Annotated in this window: 14 protein-coding genes; 8 read left to right on the forward strand and 6 right to left on the reverse strand. The window is 67.0% G+C overall.

Translation table 11 applies throughout. From position 1 onward, the window contains the following. Positions 1-169 precede the first annotated feature (169 nt). On the forward strand, positions 170-1,831 hold the full coding sequence (locus PFX90_RS14980) for a DUF885 family protein (protein WP_285713406.1): 1,662 nt from the start codon (positions 170-172) through the stop codon (positions 1,829-1,831). A 59-nt stretch (positions 1,832-1,890) separates the two neighbouring features. Here the strand turns inward: PFX90_RS14980 and PFX90_RS14985 are convergent, their stop codons facing one another. The 3 genes from PFX90_RS14985 to PFX90_RS14995 are packed head-to-tail and all read right to left on the reverse strand — an operon-like array spanning position 1,891 to position 6,963. Further along, complete coding sequence (locus PFX90_RS14985) at positions 1,891-3,966, reverse strand: glycoside hydrolase family 97 protein (protein ID WP_285713408.1); 2,076 nt, start codon at positions 3,964-3,966, stop codon at positions 1,891-1,893. Between the two features lie 37 nt (positions 3,967-4,003). Continuing rightward, positions 4,004-5,371, reverse strand: coding sequence for an alpha-amylase family glycosyl hydrolase (locus PFX90_RS14990; protein ID WP_285713410.1), 1,368 nt, complete (start codon positions 5,369-5,371; stop codon positions 4,004-4,006). Continuing rightward, on the reverse strand, positions 5,371-6,963 hold the full coding sequence (locus tag PFX90_RS14995; protein WP_285713412.1) for an MFS transporter: 1,593 nt from the start codon (positions 6,961-6,963) through the stop codon (positions 5,371-5,373). Before PFX90_RS14995 ends, PFX90_RS14990 begins: the two co-directional genes overlap by 1 nt. Before the next feature lie 304 nt (positions 6,964-7,267). Between PFX90_RS14995 and PFX90_RS15000 the strand changes: the two genes are divergently transcribed. Genes PFX90_RS15000 through PFX90_RS15015 form a run of 4 tightly spaced genes read left to right on the forward strand, consistent with a single transcriptional unit; the run spans position 7,268 to position 13,325 of the window. After that, positions 7,268-9,121, forward strand: a complete 1,854-nt coding sequence (locus PFX90_RS15000; protein WP_285713414.1) for an alpha-amylase family glycosyl hydrolase — start codon at positions 7,268-7,270, stop codon at positions 9,119-9,121. Then, positions 9,121-10,773, forward strand: coding sequence for an alpha-amylase family glycosyl hydrolase (locus tag PFX90_RS15005; protein ID WP_285713415.1), 1,653 nt, complete (start codon positions 9,121-9,123; stop codon positions 10,771-10,773). The genes PFX90_RS15000 and PFX90_RS15005 overlap by 1 nt, the downstream gene beginning before the upstream one ends. Positions 10,774-10,782: 9 nt before the next feature. After that, positions 10,783-11,808 (forward strand): LacI family DNA-binding transcriptional regulator, encoded by a 1,026-nt coding sequence (locus PFX90_RS15010; RefSeq protein WP_285713416.1) that lies wholly within the window; start codon positions 10,783-10,785, stop codon positions 11,806-11,808. Beyond that, positions 11,805-13,325 carry a tryptophan halogenase family protein gene (locus PFX90_RS15015; protein WP_285713417.1) on the forward strand — a complete coding sequence of 507 codons (1,521 nt, stop codon included), beginning with the start codon at positions 11,805-11,807 and terminating at the stop codon, positions 13,323-13,325. Before PFX90_RS15010 ends, PFX90_RS15015 begins: the two co-directional genes overlap by 4 nt. Before the next feature lie 263 nt (positions 13,326-13,588). Here PFX90_RS15015 and PFX90_RS15020 read toward each other — a convergent pair whose 3' ends face one another. After that, the gene (locus PFX90_RS15020) at positions 13,589-16,396 is read right to left on the reverse strand and encodes a TonB-dependent receptor (protein ID WP_285713418.1); all 2,808 of its coding nucleotides are present in this window, start codon (positions 16,394-16,396) and stop codon (positions 13,589-13,591) included. Between the two features lie 423 nt (positions 16,397-16,819). On the opposite strand from PFX90_RS15020, the gene PFX90_RS15025 reads away from it, so the two are divergent. Then, the gene (locus PFX90_RS15025) at positions 16,820-17,503 is read left to right on the forward strand and encodes a DUF6445 family protein (RefSeq protein ID WP_285713606.1); all 684 of its coding nucleotides are present in this window, start codon (positions 16,820-16,822) and stop codon (positions 17,501-17,503) included. 26 nt (positions 17,504-17,529) lie between these two features. After that, the gene (locus PFX90_RS15030; protein ID WP_285713419.1) at positions 17,530-19,053 is read left to right on the forward strand and encodes a tryptophan halogenase family protein; all 1,524 of its coding nucleotides are present in this window, start codon (positions 17,530-17,532) and stop codon (positions 19,051-19,053) included. A gap of 178 nt (positions 19,054-19,231) precedes the next feature. Here PFX90_RS15030 and PFX90_RS15035 read toward each other — a convergent pair whose 3' ends face one another. Then, positions 19,232-19,738, reverse strand: coding sequence for a c-type cytochrome (locus PFX90_RS15035; protein ID WP_285713420.1), 507 nt, complete (start codon positions 19,736-19,738; stop codon positions 19,232-19,234). Between the two features lie 217 nt (positions 19,739-19,955). Between PFX90_RS15035 and PFX90_RS15040 the strand changes: the two genes are divergently transcribed. Then, positions 19,956-20,792 (forward strand): DUF1499 domain-containing protein, encoded by an 837-nt coding sequence (locus tag PFX90_RS15040; protein ID WP_285713421.1) that lies wholly within the window; start codon positions 19,956-19,958, stop codon positions 20,790-20,792. Here PFX90_RS15040 and PFX90_RS15045 read toward each other — a convergent pair. Beyond that, the gene (locus tag PFX90_RS15045; protein ID WP_285713423.1) at positions 20,789-21,394 is read right to left on the reverse strand and encodes a CDP-alcohol phosphatidyltransferase family protein; all 606 of its coding nucleotides are present in this window, start codon (positions 21,392-21,394) and stop codon (positions 20,789-20,791) included. The two genes, PFX90_RS15040 and PFX90_RS15045, sit on opposite strands and share 4 nt — an antisense overlap. Positions 21,395-21,403: the final 9 nt, after the last annotated feature.

The following is a 21,403-nucleotide window of genomic DNA, read 5'->3' on the forward strand; positions in this document are numbered from 1 at the left end:
TGGACGGGAGTGAGGGCGGTCGCCTTTGGGGGAAGGCGGCCGCCCTCTTTGCGTTGCGGCGGCGGCGGTGCGTCCGGGCGCCCGCACGTCATCGCCCCATCGTCCGGAGGCGAAGCTGACTGGACAGCCACCGGTCGTTCTCGCATCTTGGGGTGGCAGGGAGGCAGATATGAAATCCATCATGGGGATCGTTGCGCTGGCGCTGGCGCTGGTCTGGACCGGCACCGCCCATGCCGGCCCGCAGGAGCCCGGCGATTACGACGACCTCGTCGAATTGCACGGGGAGCTGCGCGACTACATGGTTCCCGGTTTCACAGCCGGGGTCGTGCTGGAATCGGGCGCACGCATCGGCGAGGTCTACGGCGACAGCCTGATGGCGGAGAAGCTCGCGGGCCTTGCGCGGTTCGAACAGGACCTTGCCGCCATGCCGGTCGAGAGCTGGCCGCGCGCGCAGCAGGTCGATTTCCTCGCGGTCAAATCGATCCTCAACGGATACCGCTTCAATCTCGAAGTGCTGCGGCCGTGGAAGCGCGACCCGGGCTTCTATCTCGATCCGCTGATGCGCGTGGCCTTCACCGATGTGTCGAAGGACGGCGCGCAGGTCGAGGAATTGCGGGCGCGGCTCAGAAGCGTGCCGCCGCTGCTGGCCTCGGCGCGCGCGAACCTCACCGAAGTGGCCGGCGATTTCGCGGATCTGGCGCTGTTCAACCTCGATAACAGCGACGGGGTCAATCACTACCACCCCTATCGCCCAGTCCCGCCTGCGGGGATCATCGGCTGGTACGAGGATCTGCTCGCAAGGGCGCGGACGCAGCGCCCCGACCTGGTCGAGGATATCGCGGCGGCGAGGACCGCGCTGGTCGCGTTCCGCGACTGGCTCAAATCCGAACGCGCCAGCATGACAGCACCGGGTGGCGTGGGGGCCGATCGCTACGAATGGTACATTCGGCATGTGCGGATGATCCCGCTCTCGGCGAGCGAGATGCTCACGCTGTCTGAGCGCGAGCACGAGCGCACGACCGCAGCGCTGACCTTGCTGCGCCATCGCAACCGCGACGAGCCCGAGCTTCAGCTGTCACGCAGCGCGCGCGAGCAGGCGGAAAAGGTCGCCGCCACCGATGCCATCGTTCGCAAGTTCCTGACCGAGGAAGAGATCGTCACGATCCCCGATTTCGTCGGCGAACTGGGCAGCAACACGCCCTATGTCGAGCGCCCCAAGGGGCCCAATTTCTGGGAGCAGATCCAGTTTCGCGACCCGATCCCCGACCACCTTCACGCCGTCATTCCCGGCCACCGTTTCGACGCGGTGCTGGCGGAGCGCGACACCCGGCCGATCAGGGGGGAATACAGCGACGGCGGGCGCGCCGAAGGCTGGGCGACCTATCTCGAGGAAGCGCTGATGCTGGCGGGTGCGACCCGTCATTCACCGCGGGCCGACGAGTTCATCGAGATGTTCAGCATTTTCCGCGCGGCGCGCGTGCCTGCCGATATCAGGATGCAGCAGAACCTGTGGAGCGTCCAGCGGGCGGTGGATTACATGCGGTCAAAGACACCATGGCTGGATGAGGACGTGGCGCGGGTCGATGCCGAGATCTATCTGCGCCGCCCGCCCGGTTATGGCGTCGCCTACACGATCGGGAAGTTGCAGATGGACGCCCTGCTGGCAGACCGTGCGAGCCAGCTCGGAAAGGACTTCTCGCTGCGCGAGTTCCACGACCAGTTCCTTGCCGCGGGCCGCTTGCCGATCGCGCTGATCCGTTACGAGATGCTCGGCGAGGACGATGAGGTCGCGCTGTTCTGGAAGACCCCGCCGATCCCCGCCGCAAACTGATCTTGCGGGCGCGGCGCGGACAAGGCGGGCACGGTGTCCGCTTTGTCCGCCTCGGCCCCTCACTTCACCGGAATGAACCGCACCGCCACGCCCCCGGACGCGGCGAGATGCACGGCGAAGGTTTCGCCGCCGGTGACGACCTTCTCCTCGATGACGATGTCATAGGGGTTGTAGTCCCAATGGGCGTGCGGCCCGTCGCGGTAGATCTGGGCGCGGTATTTCTTGCCCGGTTCGAGGAAGGAGAGCGCCAGCGACACATCGCGCGGATTCTCGTCGGTCAGCGCGCCGAGGAACCATTCCTTGGACTTCCGCCCCTGCCGCGCCATCGCGACCCACTGGCCGACTTCGCCGTCGAGGGCGATCGACTGTTCCCAATCGGCTTCGACGTCCTTGATGAACTGGAAGGCGTCCATCCGCTTCTCGTAGTTCTCGGGCAGGTCGGCGGCCATCTGAAGCGGCGAGTAGATCGTCACATAGGTCGCGAGCTGCTTGGCCAGCGTCGTCTGCGGGCGGTTCTTGGGGTCGCCGCGCGGCATGTCGGGGCGGACCGGCGGGCGCTCGTTGGGCCTGAGGTCGAAGATCCCGGGGGTGTAGTCGAAGGGCCCGGCCAGCTGCACGGTGAAGGCGATCATCGCCTCGTGGCTCGGCGGGTTGGGCGGCGTGCCCCACGCGTTGAACTCCATCCCGCGCGCGCCCTCACGGCTCATCCAGTTGGGATAGGTGCGCCGGAGCCCCGTGTCCTTGACCGGCTCGTGGGTGTCCATCGCGATCTGGCGCTCGGCGGCGGCCTTGATCACGGTCATGTGGTGATCGATCATCCGCTGGCTGTCGTAATATTCGTAGTGGCGGATGCCCTTGTCATCGACCCACACCGCATCGCCCGCGTCCGAGACATAGCCCGACTTGACGTAGTGCGAGCCGATCTTGCGGACGAGATCGAGCCCGGCTTCGAGCTGCTTTTCGTAATTGGTGAGGTTGGCCGACGTCTCGTGGTGGACGATCAGCTGCACGCCCTTGCTGGCGGCATATTTGCTCAAGGCCTCGATGTCGTAATCGGGGTAGGCCTCGGTGAAGCTGAAGACGTCGCCGTTGTTGAACCACTCGCCGTCCCAGCCCTTGTTCCAGCCTTCGACGAGGACGCCCGAGAAGCCGTGCTTGGCGGCGAAGTCGATGTAGCGCTTGGTCTCGGCGGTGGTGGCGCCGTGGAACTTGTTGCTCGCCCAGGTGCGGTCATTGATGTGCATCGCCCACCAGATGCCGATGTACTTGCCGGGCTTGGCCCAGGAGACGTCGCCGATCTTGTTCGGCTCGTTCAAGTTGAGGATGATGTCGGAGTTGATCAGGCCCACCGCCTTGTCGGCGATCTGGATGGTGCGCCAGGGGGAGTGGAACGGGGCCTTGGTCCTGACCTTGGGTCCGCCTGCCCAGTTGCGCAAATTCGCCTGGAAATTGCCGGGGCGCAGCTGGTCCAGCGACATCGAGGAATAGTCGACCAGCGCCGCCTCGTGGATTGCCATGTAGATGCCGCCGGGGGTACGGAAGGTCGACGGGGTGTGCGCATCGTCGACCTGCCCGGCGGGCGCGATGCGGTAGATATATTCGTTGCGGTTGAACTCGTCGGAGGGGGTATACCACATCGTGGTCTTCTCCCCGACGCCGAACTGGGTCAGCTCCTCGACGATGGCGATGTCGCCCTGCAGCGCGGGCTGTTCCTTCAGCTCGTAGCGGAAGCCGATGCCGGTGTCGAAGGCGCGGAAGCGGACGGTGATGTCGCGCGCGGGGCCGTCGGTTGCGGTGCGGAAGGTGACGGCGAGCTCGTTGTGCTGGTCGCGCACCAGCCGGCGCTCGCCCCAGGGCTGTTCCCAAGTGGTGTCCTGCGAGGCGCGGGTGGAGCCGGCGATGGCCATGCCGCGCTCGAAGCCGTGGTGTTCGGCGAAGAGCATGCCGAGCAGCGAGGGGGCGATCACCTGCTCGCCATTGTAGCTGACGGCATAGGTCGCGCGGCCGCCGTCATCGGCGACGGTGACGGTGATCTTCCCGTCCGGCGAGGCGAGCGTGAGGGTCTCGGCGGCGGCGGGCGCGGCGGCCCACGCAATCGCGGCCAGTGCGACCAGTGGCTTCCAGTGCTTCGTCATTCGTCCTCTCCTCGCAGGCCTTCGGGGGCGGCCTGCCTCACTTGGTCTCGGTGTAGATGCGGTAACCCCATGCGGGCAGATCGAGGCTCTCGCCCCCTGCAAACAACGCGGGCGCGCCGGTCATCGCTTCGGTGTAGCTGCCGTGGTGGCGCGCGAGGCTGAAGGTCACCGCGTGGGGGCGGGGCGAGAGGTTGAAGACGGCGAACACCCGCGCGCCCTTCTCACCCCGCGTGAATGCATAGACGTCGGCGCTCTGGCTGGTCGGCACCTCGACCATCGCCGCGCCGTAGCGCCCGTTGTGCAGCGCCGGATGAGCGGTCTTCAGGGCGATCAGCTTGGCGAAGAGGGCGTCGTAGCGGCCCTCCTTCCACATGATCGGGTCGCGCTCGAAGAACTCCAGCTGGCGGTCGTTATCGGCTTCCTGCCCGTTGTAGATCAGCGGCAGGCCCGAGCCCACGAAAGAGAGCGCGATCGCCGCCTCATAGGCCGGACCGTAGATCTCGGCGGCGACCCCGTCCCACGAGTTCTGGTCGTGATTCTCGGTATAGACCATCCGCATCGCCGCGCGCGGCCAGGTTTCCTGCTGTTCGTTGTAGTAACCGCGGATCGGCCCTGCACCCTCGCCGCTCTTGGCGAGCTTCTGGAAGGCTTCCTTCCACTTCCACCCATAGGTCGCATCGAAGGAGCGGGTGTGGAGATCGCGCTGCTCCCATTCGGCGAGCATGAAGACCGGCTTGATGGCGTTCAACTCTGCCCGCGCCGTTTCCCAGAAATCGGTCGGCACCCAGCCCGCAACATCGCAGCGGAAGCCGTCGATGCCATATTCGCGCACCCAGAAAGCGAGACTTTCGGTCATGTATTGCCTGAGGCCCGCTTGCGAGTAGTCGAAGTCGGCGACGTCGCTCCAGTCGGTCCCCGCGGGCGACATCATCGCGCCTTCGGGGGTGCGGGTGTACCACTCGGGGTGCGAGAGCGTCAGCGGGTTGTCGTAGGACGAATGGTTCGCGACCCAGTCGAGGATCACCTTCAGCCCCAGCCGGTGCGCCTCGTCAACAAAGGCGCGGAAGTCGGCCTCGGTGCCAAGCTCCGGGTTGACCGCGCGGTAGTCGCGCACGGCGTAGGGGCTGCCCAATGAACCCTTGCGATTGACCTCGCCGATCGGGTGGACCGGCATCAGCCAGATGATGTCGACCCCCATCGCCGCGAGGCGCGGCAGCTGTGTCTGCGCGGCGGCGAAGGTGCCCTCGGGCGTGAACTGGCGGGTGTTGAGCTGGTAGAGCACCGCATCGCGGGTCCACTCGGCGTTCTGCAACTCGACCACATCGCGCGGGGCGTAGTCCGGCGTTTCCGCCAGCGCGGGAGCGGCGGCGAGCGCGCCCGCCAGCAGCGCAAGAGCAAGCCGCATCACGCCTGCCCCGCCACCGGCTGCGGCGCGCGCGCGCCCTCACCATCGGCGACGAAGAAGGTCGCGACGGCGGCCAGAACCATACTCACCGCCGAGATCGCCATCGCCCAGATCGGGTGGCCGCCGAACAGGTTGGTGAGGAGGAAGCCGAGCAGGGTCGAGGCCAGAAGCTGCGGCACAACAATAAAAATGTTGAACACCCCCATGTAAATGCCCATTTTTTCCTGCGGAACGCAGCCCGCGAGGATCGCATAGGGCATCGAGACGATCGAGGCCCAGGCGATGCCGATGCCGATCTGCGGAATCCACAGGAGCGCCGGATCGCGCACCAGCAGCACCGCGGCAAAGCCCGCCGCGCCCGCGATCAGGTTGACAGCGTGGAGGCGGCAGCGGTCGATCTTCGCGGCGATCATCACGAAGCCGAGTGCCGCGGCGGCGGCGAGGCCGTTGCGCACCGATCCCATCAGGCTCCACCAGTCCGCGCCGTTCTGATAGGCGGCGCTGGCCGCGTCGCTCGCGCCGAAGTGGTATTCGGTCACGCCGGGCGTGCCGTAGATCCACAACCCGAACATCCCGAACCAGCTGAAGAACTGCACCACAGCCAGTTGCCGCATGGTGCGCGGCATGGCGAAGAGATCGGTGACGACCTCCATGAAGCCGCTCTCCTCGCGGCCCTGCTTGCGGAGCGCCCCGGCGATCAGCTGCACCACCCCGAAGCCCGCGACCAGCGCGGCGAGGACGTAGATGTCCTTGGCGATCTCGATCGTGCCGAGGAAAGCGGGGCGCGGCTCGCTGCGGGCGAAGGCAACGAAGGCGGCGATGGCGAGACCCGCGATCACCCACAGCGTCCCGCCGCTGGTGAACTGAGCGGCGCTGCGCGGAGCGGCGCCTTCGGTCTGGCGCGGGGTGTCGGCGCGGGCGGCTTCGAAGCGGGCGAGCTCTTCCGGCGAATACTCATTGGTCGTGAACACCGTCCACGCCACCGCCGCCAGCAGCGCCGCGCCGCCGATGTAGAACGACCACTGCACTGTCTGCGGGATCATCCCTTCGGGCGCGGTGTTGCTGAGGCCGAGCCAGTTGGTCATCACCCACGGCAAGGCCCCCGCCATCACCGCACCTGCGCCGATGAAGAAGCTCTGCATCGCGTAGCCCATCGTACGCTGGCGATCGGGCAGATTATCGCCGACGAAAGCGCGGAACGGCTCCATCGTGATGTTGAGCGAAGCGTCCATCACCCACAGCATCCCCGCCGCGACCCACAGCACCGGCGCGTTGGGCATGACGAACAGCGCGAGGCTCGCGAGCAGCGCGCCGATCAGGAAGAACGGGCGGCGGCGACCGAAACGCGGGCTCCAGGTCTTGTCCGACAGGTGGCCGATGATCGGCTGCACGATCAACCCGGTCATCGGCGCGGCGATCCACAGAATCGCCAATTCGCCGACATCGGCGCCCAGCGTCTGGAAGATGCGGCTGACATTGCCGTTCTGGAGCTCGAACCCGATTTGGATCCCGAGGAACCCGAAACTCATGTTCCAGATCTGCCCCGCGCTCAGCGCAGGCTTGTGGCCGACGTGCGTCATGGTCGCTTTCATCCCTCTCCCCGCCGCGCGCGCCATCCCGGGGCGTGACGCGGCATGGCCATCCGCCTATGCTTCCGGTTCTTGCGTCCGGCGTGGCGGCTTGTCGTGGCCGGGCCGCAGTCTGGACGCCCTGCAAAAATTTGCAAGAAACTTTGCGGTTCGGAGCGGGAAAAATCGGCAACTCGTCGCGTTGACGGGCAGTTTAGCAAGCAAATCAAACAGCTTGCATAGGGCGCGCTGTGTGCCAGAGCGTCGTCACAAAGATTTGCAAAAACTTTCCCAAGCTGTCACAACCCGTGCCGGAGGGAGTTGGACGATGAAGCGAATCTTCGCGAAGGCTACGGCTGTGCTGTGTGCGGGCACCGCCTTTTTGGGGGTGCCCCTGGCGGCCGAAACGCCCCCCGCGCCCGTCCCCGCTGCCGCCCCCCTCGCCGAACGCGCGCTCGAGGACGAGATCATCTATTTCGTCCTGCCCGACCGCTTCGCCAATGGCGATCCGGCGAACGACAAGGGCGGCCTCAAGGGCGGCCCCTTCCAGCACGGCTTCGACCCGACCCACAAGGGCTTCTACCACGGCGGCGACCTCAAGGGGCTGACCGCCAAGCTCGACTACATCCAGGGCATGGGCGTCACCGCGATCTGGTTCGCGCCGATCTTCAAGAACAAGCCGGTGCAGGGCATGCCCGGGCAGGAAAGCGCGGGCTATCACGGCTACTGGGTGACCGACTTCACCCAGGTCGATCCGCATTTCGGCACCAATGCCGAGTTCAAGGCCTTCGTCGATGCCGCCCATGCGCGCGGGATGAAGGTCTACATGGACATCATCATCAATCACACCGCCGACGTGATCGGCTATGCCGAAGGTGAAGCCAACGGCTACCGCTACCGCAGCAAGGGCGAATATCCCTTCTCGCGCCGCGGCGGGCCGAAGGGCAAGGCGATCAACGAGGGCTTCGCGGGCGACGCCGACCCCGATCCCGCCAATTGGGCCAAGCTCACCGACCCGACCTTCGCCTACACCCCGGTCGTTCCCGAGGCGGAGAAGAACATCAAGGTCCCCGCTTGGCTCAACGACGTCACGCTCTACCACAACCGCGGCAATTCGCACTGGGTGGGCGAGAGCAGCCTCTACGGCGACTTCTCGGGCCTCGACGATCTCGCAACCGAGAACCCGCGCGTCGTTGCCGGCATGATCGAGATCTTCGGCCAGTGGATCGACGATTACGGGATCGACGGCTACCGCATCGACACCGCCAAGCACGTGAACCCCGAATTCTGGCAGGCCTTCACTCCGGCGATCCTCAAGCGCGCGCACGCCAAGGGAATCAAGCACTTCCACATCTTCGGCGAGATCGCTTATGAAGAACCCACCGCCACCATCGCCGCGCAGGTGATGGCGCAGAGCGGTCTTCCCTATGCGCTCGACATGGGCTTCGCCAAGGCCGCGCAGCTGGTGGCATCCGGCAAGGCCGGCCCCCGGTTGATGGCCGAATTCCTCGAACAGGACGCGATCTACCCCGGCGGGCCGAAGACCGCGCTCGGCCTCCCGACCTTCCTCGGCAACCACGATTTCGGGCGCTTTTCCATGTTCGTGCGCGACATGAGCGGTTCGAAGGACGAAGCGAAGCTCCTCGCCCGCGTCAGGCTCGGCCATGCGATGATGTTCCTGCTGCGCGGGGTGCCGACGGTTTATTACGGGGACGAGCAGGGCTTCATCTCCGACGGCAACGACCAGCTGGCGCGCGAGGACATGTTCCCCAGCAAGGTCGCCGCCTACAACGACAACAATCTGATCGGTAGCAATGCCACCACGGCTGAGGACAATTTCAACCCCGCCCACCCGCTCTACCGCCTGATCGCCGAGCTTTCCGCCGCCCGCACCGCTTCGCCCGCGCTGCGCCGCGGGCTCACCACCGTGCGCGCCTTCACCGAGACCGGCCCCGGCCTCCTCGCGGTCGAGCGCCACGATCCCGAAACCGGACAGCGCGTCCTTGCGCTGTTCAACACCGGCGAAAGCCCACTTTCGCAAACCATCGAGGTCAGCTACGCGGCGCGCGGCGTCGCACCCCTGATTGGAACCTGCCCCGCCGCGCTCGCCGCACCGGGCGCGGTCACGGTCACGCTGCCCGCCTTCGGCTTTGCCGCCTGCATTCTGGAGTCCGACGACTAATGGCAACCGCTCTTGCCGACACCGCCGTTGCCACCGACGCCCCGCTCGCATGGTGGCGCGGGGCGGTCATCTACCAGATCTACCCGCGCTCCTTCCGTGACACCAACGGCGACGGGATCGGCGATCTTGCCGGGATCGCCGACGGGCTCGACTATATCGCCGGCCTCGGGGTCGACGGGATCTGGATCAGCCCCTTCTTTACCTCGCCGATGAAGGACTTCGGCTACGACGTCGCCGATTACTGCGGCATCGACCCGAGCTTCGGCACCTTCGCCGATTTCGACCGGATCATCGAGAAGGCGCACGCCCTCGGCCTCAAGGTCATCATCGACCAGGTTTATTCGCACACCTCCGACGAGCACGCTTGGTTTCAGGAGAGCCGGCAGGATCGCACCAATCCCAAGGCCGACTGGTATGTCTGGGCCGATCCCAAACCCGACGGCTCGCCGCCGTCGAACTGGCAGTCGGTGTTCGGCGGCTCGGCATGGCAGTGGGATGGGCCCCGCAAGCAGTATTACCTGCACAACTTCCTGACCTCGCAGCCCGATCTCAACGTCCACAACCCGGACGTGCAGAACGCGCTGCTCGATGTCGCGCGGTTCTGGCTGGCGCGGGGGGTGGATGGCTTCCGCCTGGACGCGCTGAACTTCTCGATGCATGACCCCGAGCTGCGGGATAACCCCCCGAGCGGCGTACCGATGGAGCTGGTCACCCGGCCCTTCGACATGCAGATCAAGCAGTACAACCAGTCGCACCCGGACATCGTCGCCTTCCTCGAACGCATCCGCGCAACGCTCGACGAGTTCCCGGGCCGCTTCACCGTCGCCGAAGTCGGCGGGCCCGAGCCGCTCGCCGAGATGAAGGCCTTCACCGCAGGCGGCAAGCGGCTCGACAGCGCCTACAACTTCGATTTCCTCTACGCCCCGCGCCTCACCGCGCCGCTGGTGCGCGCGAGCCTGTCGCAGTGGAGCGGCGAGGAGGGCGAAGGCTGGCCGAGCTGGGCCTTCTCCAACCACGATGCCCCGCGCGCCGTCACCCGCTGGACGCTGGATGGCGACATGGGCCGCATGGCGCGGCTCAACCTGCTGGTGCTGCTTGCCTTGCGCGGCAATCCGATCATCTATCAGGGCGAGGAGCTCGGCCTGCCGCAGGGCGAGGTTGCTTTCGAGGACCTGCAGGACCCCGAGGCGATCGTGAACTGGCCGCATACGCTGGGCCGTGACGGCGCGCGGACCCCGATGCCGTGGCAGGCAAGTGCCCCGCAGGCCGGCTTCTCGAGCGCCAACCGGACGTGGCTGAAGCTCGATCCGGTCCACACCGGCTTTGCGGTCGACCGGCAGGCGGCCGACCCCGCGTCGACGCTCGCCTATGCCCGTGCGCTGCTGGCCGCGCGGCGCGAGGCTCCGGCGCTGGCGGTGGGCGGGATCATGCTGCTCGACAGCCCGGAGGACATCCTCGCCTTCCTGCGCGCGGACGCCGATGGCACCGTGCTGTGCGTCTTCAACCTCGGCGAGGGACCCGGCCATTGGAGTGCGCCGGAGGGCCTCGGAACCCTCACCCTGATCGCGACCGAGAGCCATGTCGGCACGGGCGAGGTTCCGCAGGCGCTGCCCCCCGGCACCGGCTACTGGGCCCGCGTCTCGGGCGGCTGAAGCACTCGGATGGCCGACAACCCCTCCTCCCGGCGCAGCGCCACGCTCGAGGATATCGCGCGCGAGGCGGGGGTCTCGATCTCGACCGTCAGCCGTGCACTGAACGACAGCCCCTCGGTCAAGCGGCGGACCAAGCAGCAGATCTGGCAGATCGCCCGCGCGCACGACTACGAGTTCCGCGCCTCGATGCCGAGCGGCCCGATCGGGGCCGACGCGACGCTCGCCGTGGTCGTCCCGGCCCCGCAGGGCCGCGACGGGCGGGTGTCGGACCCGTTCTTCCTCGAGTTGCTCGCCGGCATCGCCGAGGCCGCGCGCGAGCGCAACGCCGATCTCATCATCAGCCACCTCGCCCCGCGCGCCACCGGCGATCTCGACTACGCGATGAGCACCAGCCGCGCGACCGGGGTGATCTTCATCGGCCAGTCCTCGCTGCATCACGAGTTCAATGCCTTGGCGGCGCGCGACAACCGCTTCGTGGTGTGGGGCGCGGAGTTTCCGGACGCGCAATACTGCGTCATCGGATCGGACAACCTTGCCGGCGGCCGCCGCGCCACATCGCACCTCGCCCGCCTTGGCCGCCGCCGCATCGCCTTCCTCGGCGACAGCGAGGCGCCCGAGGCCGAGCAGCGGCTGCGCGGATACAAGCAGGCGCTCGAGCAGGCGGGCATCGGCTTCGACGACGATCTGGTCGTCCCCGCGCACTTCGAGGTCCACTCCGCCGAGGCCGCCGTCAGGAGCGCGCTCGCCCGCGGCCTCAGGTTCGACGCGATCTTCGCCGCCTCCGACCTCATCGCCATCGGCGCGATCCGGGCGCTGACCCGCTCGGGCATGCGCGTGCCCGAGGACGTCTCGGTGGTGGGATACGACAACATCCCCGCCGCCCGCCTCGTCACCCCGCAGCTCACCACCATCGACCAGGACGCCAACCTTGCCGGGCGCATGCTGGTCTCCAAGCTGATCGACAAGGGGGATGGCCCGGCGATCTCGCAGCGGCTTGAAACCAGCCTCCTGATCCGCGAGAGTTGCGGGGGATGACCGCTCCGCCTGCACCCTTGAAGTCCATCACCATCGTCGGCGGCGGCTCTGCCGGGTGGATGACCGCCGCCGCGCTCTCCCAGGCCGTGGGCGGGGCCTGCACCATCACCCTCATCGAGAGCGAGGCGATCGGCACCGTCGGCGTGGGCGAGGCCACCATCCCGCCGATCCGCAACTTCAACCAGCGCCTCGGGATCGACGAGGCGACCTTCGTTCGCGAGACGCAGGGCTCCTTCAAGCTCGGCATCGAGTTCGTCGACTGGGGCCGCAAGGACCACCGCTACTTCCACCCCTTCGGCCAGTACGGCGCCGAGTTCGACACGGTGCCCTTCTACCACCACTGGATGGCCGAGCACCTCGCCGGCCGCGCCCCCGGCCCGATCGACGACTTCTCGATGTGCTGGGCGATGGCCAAGGCCGGCCGCTTCGCCCACCCCTCGCCCGACCCGCGCCTGATCCAGTCGACCTTCGACTACGCCTACCACTTCGACGCCGGGCTCTACGCCGCCTTCCTGCGCCGCTATGCCGAGGCGCGGGGCGTGCGCCGCGTCGAGGGCAAGGTCGTCGACGTCACCCTCCGGGCCGAGGACGGCTTCATCGAGGCCGTCACCCTCGACAACGGCACCCGCATCGAGGGCGAGCTGTTCGTCGACTGCTCGGGCTTCCGCGGCCTGTTGATCGAGGAGGCCCTCGAAGCGGGCTACGACAACTGGCAGCACTGGCTCCCCTGCGACCGCGCGGTCGCCGTGCCCTGCGAGCGCGGCGAGTTCACCCCCTACACCCGCTCCACCGCGCGCGAGGCCGGGTGGCAGTGGCGCATCCCGCTCCAGCACCGCACCGGCAATGGCTATGTCCACTGCTCGCAGTTCATCTCCGAGGACGAGGCGGCTGCCACCCTCCTCGCCAATCTCGACGGCAAGGCGCTCGCCGATCCCCGCCCCTTGCGCTTCGTCACCGGCAAGCGCCGGGAGTTCTGGAAGCGCAACTGCGTCGCCATCGGCCTTGCCGCGGGCTTCATGGAGCCGCTGGAATCGACCTCGCTCCACCTCATCCAGTACGGCATCCTGCGCCTCATCGCCCTGCTGCCCGACGCCTCGATGCCGCCGCTGCTCGTCCGCGAGTACAACGCCCAGACCAGCCGCGAGTACGAGCTGATCCGCGACTTCCTGATCCTCCACTACAAGGCAACCGAAAGGCAGGACTCCGAGCTGTGGCGCTACTGCGCCGCCATGCCGATCCCCGACAGCTTGCAGTACAAGATCGACCACTTCCGCGCCCACGGCACCCTCGTCGCCGAGACCCACGAGCTGTTCGCCAACCCCAGCTGGATCGCGGTGTACCTCGGCCAGGGCATCACCCCCGAGCGCGCCCCGGCGCTCGCCCAGATGCGTGCGCAAGTGCCGGTGGCCGAGCGGCTCGGCCAGATCCGCCGGGCGATGGACGAGGCGGTCGCCGCCATGCCGTCCCACGGCGAGTTCATCGCCCGCCACTGCGCCGCCCCGCCGCTCGCCGCCTGAGCAAGGCCTGTCTCCGCCCCTTGTTGGAGACACATGAGACACTGTCCAGGGCCGGAAAAGCGACCCTTGCGCAGGACCTTCCAAGGGCAGGCAATCTCGAGGGAAAGGGCAGCGCGCATGCCCCTTCGTGACACATCCCGCACCCTGTAGGAAAGCGGTGCTTTCGCCGCGCCAACGCCCCCGCAATTCCAACGCGAAAGGGGCCCGCCGTTTCCGGCGAGCCCCCCTTGCAACCCTCAATGCGACCCGAGGGTGTTGGCTCTTTAGAAGCTCTTGCGCAGCGTGAACTGGAAGGTCCGGCCGTAGATTTCGTGACGGCTCGGGAAGGACTGGCCGAGCGACGTGCCGTTCGACCCGAACAGCTCGTTCTGCGTCACGAAGGGCTCGTCGGTCAGGTTGAACACTTCCGCCAGCACCTGCACCCCGTTGAGGAAGCTGCCTTCGCGGGTGAAGGTGTAGCCGATCTGCGCGTCGAGGATGGTTTCGCTCTGCGCATCCGCGCCTTCGAGACCGCCCGCGAAGTTCGGCACTTCCGAGAGGAACCCGCCGCGGTAACGCGCGGCGAGCTTGGCGCGGAAGCCGTTCTTTTCGTAGAACACGTCACCCGACCAGGTGAGGTCCGAATAGCCCGGGATCGGGATCGCGTTGGTGCCCGGAGGAGTGATCTCGGCGTCCGAATAGGTCAGCGAGTAGAACCCGCCGAACCCGTCGAGCTTCTCCGACAGGTCGCCGAAGTTGACCCGCACCGTGCCTTCGACCCCGGCGATCTTGCCGTTCGAGAAGTTGACCGGCCCGTTGAACTGGCCGAGCGCAACCTGCGGGTTGGCCGCAAGGAAGGCACCGAAGCCGCGGTTCTGGATCTGCTGGGTGAGATCTGCGCTCTCGCCGAGGCTGACCACCCAGTCCGACAGGTCCTTGTAGAAGGCCGCGACGATGATCGCGCTGCCCGGCGAGAAATACTTCTCGAAGGAGATGTCGTAGGAGGTCGACTTGTAGGGCTCGAGCGAGGGGTTGCCGCCGCTCAGGTCGAAGCAGACCTGCGCCGGGGGATTGAAGCCCACCACCGAGTCGGGGACCTGGTCGCCATTGGCGTCCGGGCAGACTTGCGGGCGGAAGGTGAGGTTCTGGTTGGCCGCCAGCTGGTCGAGCCGCGCGCGGGTGATGGTCTGCGCGAAGGCGAGGCGGATGAAGGTATCCGGCATCACCTCGAAGCTGAGGTTCGCGCTCGGCAGCCAGTTGGAGTAGCTGTATTCCACATCATTGATGCGGCCGCCCGCCAGCGTTCCGGTCGAACCCTGCTTGGTGTCGATATAGCGCAGGCCGAAGTTGCCGCGCACCGGCACCGAACCGAGATCGCCGTCGATATCGGCCTGGATGTAGAAGTTGTTGATCTGCTCGTCGACGGTCCATTCGGTGTCGTCGGTCGCACGCTCGAGGCGGTAGGCGCCGTTGGTCAGCAGGACGGCCGGCTGATAGGCGATGATGTCCTGCCCGATGCCCTTCGAATTGGTCACGCCGACGATGGTCGAGGCCGGGATCGCCAGCGACGAGTTCACGAAGCCGGTGCCGGGACGCAGGAAGGTGCCGTTGTTGTCGAAGTCCTTCGAGCGGTCGGTGTAGAGCCAGCCCACGGTGATCTTGTCGATCAGCCCGCCGTCGAACTCCCAATAGGTCTCGGCGCGCAGCTGGTGCAGCTCGTCATTGATTTCCGGCTCGCGCAGGAAGCCGACCTGGCCCCACCCGCCCGGATCGGTGAGCAGGACGTTGGCCGGATTGGTGTAGTCGATCAGCCCGTCGATCGAGTATTCGCCGTTCTTCGGGAAGGTGAAGGTCAGCGTGTCGGCCGGGCCCGAACCGGCGCGGCCGGTGCCGGCGTAGGATTCGTAGTCGACATCGTTGCGGTCGAGCGTCGAATAGCCGTAGTCGAGGACGAAGCCGAGGTTGTCGGTCGCCTTCCACTCCATGTTGCCGCCGATGGCGAAGATGTCCGAATCCGCGCCTTCGGTGTCGGTGCGCAGGATCGGGTAGACGTTCGAATAGGTCGCGGTGTCGGCAAAGGGCCCCGAACCGGTGACCGCGCCGACCTGCGCCCCGCCATTGGTGCTCCACGAGGCGATCGGGGTTTCGGTGCCGCGGAAGATACCCTCATCCTTGGTGCCGGTGTAGAAGGCGTCGACGGTGAGCGAGAAGCGGTCGGTCGGCTCGAACTGGAGCGAGCCTGCGACCGAGGTGCGCTTGAACTCGCGGCTCTGGACGCCCTGACGCGGGTTGTCGCGCGGGAAGATCACGCCGGCCGGGGTGCGGGCGATCTGGCCGTTGTTGGTCTTGAGCTCGCGCTGGATGATCTGGGTCGGGATCGACTGCACGGTCGCACCGATCGACCAACCCACGGTGCCCGCCTCGTTCTGGTCGATGTAGCTGCCGAAGAAGCGGTAGCCGCTCGAGCTGAAGTCGGGGTTGAGCGAGCCGTTGTCGTTGTAGGTGTAGGTGCCCGAGACGGTGATCTGGCGCTTCTTGGAATCGAGCGGCTTGACGGTGCGCAGGTCGACCGCGCCGGCGATGCCGATCGCGGCGAGTTGGGCGTCACCGGTCTTGTAGACGATGCCCTGGCCGATCAGTTCCGAGGGGAACTGGTCGAATTCGATCCCGCGGTTGTTGCCCGCCGAAACGACTTCGCGGCCGTTGAGGAGCGCGAGGGAGAAGTCCGGGCCGAGGCCGCGGATCGAGACCTGCTGCGAACGGCCGCGCACGCGCTGGGCGGTCACGCCGGGCAGACGGGCGAGCGAGTCGGCGATCGAGAGGTCGGGCAGCAGGCCGAGGTCTTCGGACGAAATCACTTCGACGATCGAGGTCGCTTCGCGCTTGGCGTCGAGCGAGGACTGGATCGAGCCGCGGATCCCGGTGACGATGATCGCCTCGCCTTCGGCTTCGCCCTGGCCTTCGACGGCGGCGGCCTTGTCCTCGTCAGACTGCTCCTGCGCCAGCACCGGCGTGCCGGTGACAGCGAGCGCCAAAAAGGTCGCGGCCCCGCACAGCAGGCGCGCGCTTGCATTGATCCCGTTCATTTTCATCAGAAGTCCCCTCCCGCAAGCGCCGTTCGGCAGCGCTTTTGCAGGTTTTTTCATAGCCGAACCTGAACCGCAGGTAAATCGCCAAATGGCGGGCTTTCGCGGAGACCCCAAAAATCTTGTGTTCTATAGCTTTTTCATTGTCTTGAAGGCGAACTTCCCGCCCAAATCGCTTGTTGATAGCGCTATCATCAATGCGAATGTTGCGCGATTGTCACAGTTTTGGCTTGCGGCGCAGTGCAGCAGAGCGCCTTGCGTCGCCGCGCCCCGCCATGACCCTCATACGTGTCCGCTTGTCGGCCATTTTTCGACGCTTTTCTAGTGTTTTAAGCTTCCAGCTTGGAGCCCCGCCGCGAGTTTGTTAGGCTCCCCCGCATGGCCAGCCAGCCCGCCTCGCCCCGACAGGATGCCCCCGCGCGCTGGGGAATTGCCCTCGCCAATTGGTGCGAGGAATATTTTTGCGATGCAGAACAGCGGCTTGTCAGCCTCGACAATTTTCTCGTCGATCCCGGGCACGCCATTTCGCAAGCAGTTTTGCAAAATTTTGCAAAAATCACGCCGCAATATCCCGGGGTGCGCGCCCCGCTCGATCCGGCGGTGCAGGCCGCGTGGGCAGCGCGGCTGTCGCCGCTGCTCGACCAGTGGTTCGGCGGGACGGGCCGCCCCTGGGCCATGCAGGCGTGGTATTCGCTGGTGACGAGCCCGCCCGCGGCGCTCGCCCCGATGCAGCGCCTGCCGCATGTCGACGGCACCGATCCGCAGCAGATCGCGATGATGCTCTACCTCCATCACACCGGCCACGGCGGCACCGCCTTTTTCCGCCACCGCTCGACCGGGCTCGCGGCGCTCACCGCCGAGACCTACCCGCGCTATGCCGCCGCGGTGCAGGCCGAATATGGCCGCACCGGCCTGCCGCCTGCCGCCTACCCCACCGACGGCGCGCCGCATTTCGAGCGGGTCCATGTCGCCGAGGGGACCTTCAACCGCGCGGTGTTTTACCGCGGCAACCTGCTCCACAGCGGGGTGGTCGACAACGACGCCCCCTTGAGCGCCGACCCCCGCGAGGGGCGGCTGACGATCAATGCCTTCTTCCGCCCGGCCCCCGGCTGAAGCGGCGACACATGGGACGAGGACATATGCAAAGGCCTGAAGTGAACAAGCTCGTGATCGTCGGCGGGGGGACTGCCGGGTGGATCACCGCGGCCGCCTTCGCGCGCCTCCTGGGCCAGCGCCTCACCATCGAGCTGGTCGAGAGCGAGGCAATCGGCACGGTCGGCGTGGGCGAGGCGACGATCCCGCAGATTATCCGCCTGAACGCCATCCTCGGGCTCGACGAGAACGCCTTCCTGCGCGCCACCTCGGGCACCTTCAAACTCGGGATCGAGTTCGTCGACTGGGGCGCGAAGGGCAGCCGCTACCTCCACACCTTCGGCGATACCGGGATGAGCCTCGGCCACGTGCCCTTCCACCACTATTGGCGGCGCAGCGCCGGGGCGACGCCCGATCCCAAGGGGCTGTGGGATTACTCGCTCCACCAGATGGCGGCAGACGGCGCGCGTTTCGGCAAGCTCGACCGGGTCGGCAACACCTCCATGACCGGCCTCGCTTATGCCTATCACTTCGACGCCAGCCGCTATGCCCTGTTCCTCCGCGCCTATGCCGAACAGAAGGGCGTCACCCGCACCGAGGGCATCGTCGAGAGCGTCCAGCGCGACGGCGAGAGCGGGGATATCCGCGCGATCACGCTGAAGGGCGGCAAAGAGGTCGCGGGCGATTTCTTCATCGACTGCACCGGCTTCCGTGCGCTGCTGCTCGGCGAGACGCTGGGGGTCGGCTATCAGGACTGGTCGAAGTGGCTCCCCTGCGACCGCGCGCTGGCCGTACCCTCCGAGCGGCTGCCCACGCTCGTGCCCTATACCCGCGCGACCGCGAAGGACGCTGGCTGGCAATGGCGCATCCCGCTCCAGCACCGCACCGGCAACGGCCATGTCTATTCCAGCGGCTTCACCAGTGACGAGGCAGCGGCCGAGACATTGATGGCGGGGCTCGACACCAAGCCCTTGGGCGATCCGCGCCCGATCCGTTTCACCACCGGGCGGCGCGAGGCCTTCTGGGCGCACAACTGCGCCGCGATCGGCCTCTCCAGCGGCTTCCTCGAGCCGCTCGAATCGACCTCGATCCACCTGATTCAGTCGCATGTCAGCCGCTTGATCCAGCTCTTCCCGCGCGCCGGAGACCCAGCCGCGATCCGCGAGGAATACAACCGGCGCTGCGAAGCCGAGTTCGCGCAGATCCGCGACTTCCTCATCCTCCACTACCACCAGACCGCGCGCGAGGATTCGGAGTTCTGGCGCTATTGCAAGAACATGGAGGTGCCCGAGAGCCTCACCCACAAGATCGCGCTGTTCGCGCAAGGCGGGCGCGTGGGCCGCGACGTGGACGATCTGTTCCGCGATGCGAGCTGGGTGCAGGTGATGCTGGGCCAGGGGGTGATGCCGGCGGATTACGATCCGATGGCCGACCAGATCAGCGACGCCCAGCTCGCCGAGTTCCTCACCAACGTGAAGACCCTCACCGCGCGCGCGGTTGGCAGTCTGCCCACCCACGAGGACTATCTCGCGCGCCACTGCCCGGTCGACGAAAGGCTGCTGGCCGCCTGAGGGCGGGGCTGAGGGGGCTTGCGGGCGCGCGCGGCTTTGCCGCGCGCGCCCGCAAGCCCCCTCAGCCTCCTCCCCGCGCTTGGACCCGGGCGAGGCCCCCCGCGCAAGACCCACGAAAAAGGGCGGCGCAGCCATGCTGCACCGCCCGTTTTTCTTGTGCCCTGAGGCGCCGGTCGAATTACTTCGACTGGGCTTCCAGATAGGCGACGAGGTCGGCGCGCTTCTGGTCGTCCTTGACGCCCGGGAAGTTCATCTTGGTGCCCGGGACATAGGCCTTCGGGTCCTTGAGGTATTCGAACAGGACCTGCGGCGTCCAGGTGATGCCGCTGTTCTTGTTGGCGTCCGAATAGGCGAAGCCCGCCACCGAGCCCGACTTGCGGCCGACGATCTTGTGCAGCGACGGGCCGACGCGGTTCACGCCGTCGTCGAAGACGTGGCAGGTGCGGCACGCGGCGAAGACCTTCTCGCCCGAAGCGGCATCGCCGGTGAAGCTGGCATATTCGAGCTTGGCGCTGGCATCGGCGGCAGCAGCGGCCGGGGTGGCGGCAGCGGTTTCAGCCGGAGCGGCCGCTTCTTCGGTCGCCGCAGCCGGAGCCGCAGCTTCTTCTTCCTTCTTGCCACCGCAAGCCGAAAGGGTGGCGAGTGCTGCCAGCGCAGCTGCGCCCATCAGGAAATTACGCTTCATGGTCGTTTGTCCTCTGAACAACTTGTTCCTCCCGCATCCCAGCGGGCCTTACTCCAGTTTCTCGGGCAAGAAAAGCGGGACTTCACGCATGGAACGCGCCCCTTTCCCCAACTCCGCCAACCCCTAACGCACGAGGATCGGGAGAGGTTCCATGCCTGCTGCAACGCCCTGCCGCGCAGGCATTGCCATGAGGGGAAGGCGCGCTATGCTCGCCGTCATGAACATGCCGCTCAACCCGCCGATGAACCCTACCCCCAAATCGACCAAGCTGACGCTGGCCCTGATGGCAATCGTGCCCCTGTGGTTCGTGATCGCCGCCCTGGGCACCAAGTTCGGGATCTGGAGCTGGCAGTTCGGCCTCCTCACCCTGACGATCGCGGGCGGGCCGATCCTGCTCGGCATTCTCGGGCTCGTCGCGCTGGTGTCGCTGGTGCTGGCGATCCGCGCCAAGCCGCGGCGGACGGTGCCGCTGGCGGTCGCGGCGGTCGCGCTGCTGGCGGTGCTCGGGGTGTTCGGCATGATCGCGAGCCTTGGCGGCAAGGCGGCCGCCAACCCGGTTTCCGACATCGCCACCGACACCGGCAATCCGCCGGTCTTCTCCACCGCCGTGATGGCCGAGCGGGCGGGGGCGGAGTTCAATCCGGTCAACGACTACCAGACCCCGATCGGCCAGCTGAAGCCCTATCAGGGGCGCGTTTCGGATGAGCTGGCGGTCAAGAGCCTCGCGCAGATCATCACCGCCAAGGCCGACCGCCCGGCGCCGCTGCCCTTGGGCGGCGCGGACAAGGCGGCGGGTATCGCGGCGGTCAAGGCGGCGATGAGCGCGATGGGCCTCACCGACATTCGCGCCGACGAGGCTGCGGGCACGGTCGAGGGCGTGGCGACAAGCTTCTGGTTCGGCTTCAAGGACGATGTCGTCGCGCGTGTCGGCGATGCGCAGATCGACTTCCGTTCGGTCAGCCGCGTGGGGGTGAGCGACCTCGGCGCCAACACCGCGCGCATCAACGACCTGCGCAGCCGGACCGAGGCGCTGCTGGGGACGGCGGCGCGTTAGTCGCGAAAACCCTGCGCGGCCATCGCGCTCCTTTGGAATACAGTCAGCACGCATAGCGTCGCATAGGCGTAGGCGATTGCGCCGAACCACGCGGGCCACAGGCACATGGCGATGAACACCGCGATGGTCTCGGTGCCCTCGGCGAGGCCGGTCGAGTAGAAGAAGCTCTTCTTCCCGTGCGCCTCGGTGCTCGCACCGCGCTTGGCGGCGATGACGGCAAAGGCGAGGAAGCTGACGCCGGTGAGAACGAAGCTCGCGACGAGCACCAGCGCGGGGAGGGTGCGCGCGGGATCCCCGAAGCCGAAGGCGAGGGGCACGCTCACATAGAAGGCGAAGTCCGCGACGATATCGAAATAGCCGCCGAGGTCGGACGGCCCGCGGGCGCGTGCCACCGCCCCGTCAAGCCCGTCGAGCAGCCGGTTGGCGAGGATCAGCGCGAGGCCCCAGCCGATGTGGCCCACGGCGATGGCGGCGGCCCCGGCAAGGCCGAGGGCGAGGCCGGTGAAGGTGATCGCGTTGGCCGTAACGCCCGCATCGGCCAGCGCGCGACCGACGGCGTTCAGGGGCGGGTCGATCAGCGGGCGGAGTTTGGCGTCTAGCACCGGCGCGCC

It is taken from the genome of Erythrobacter oryzae (assembly GCF_030271515.1).
GTDB classification, from domain to species: Bacteria; Pseudomonadota; Alphaproteobacteria; order Sphingomonadales; family Sphingomonadaceae; genus Erythrobacter; species Erythrobacter oryzae.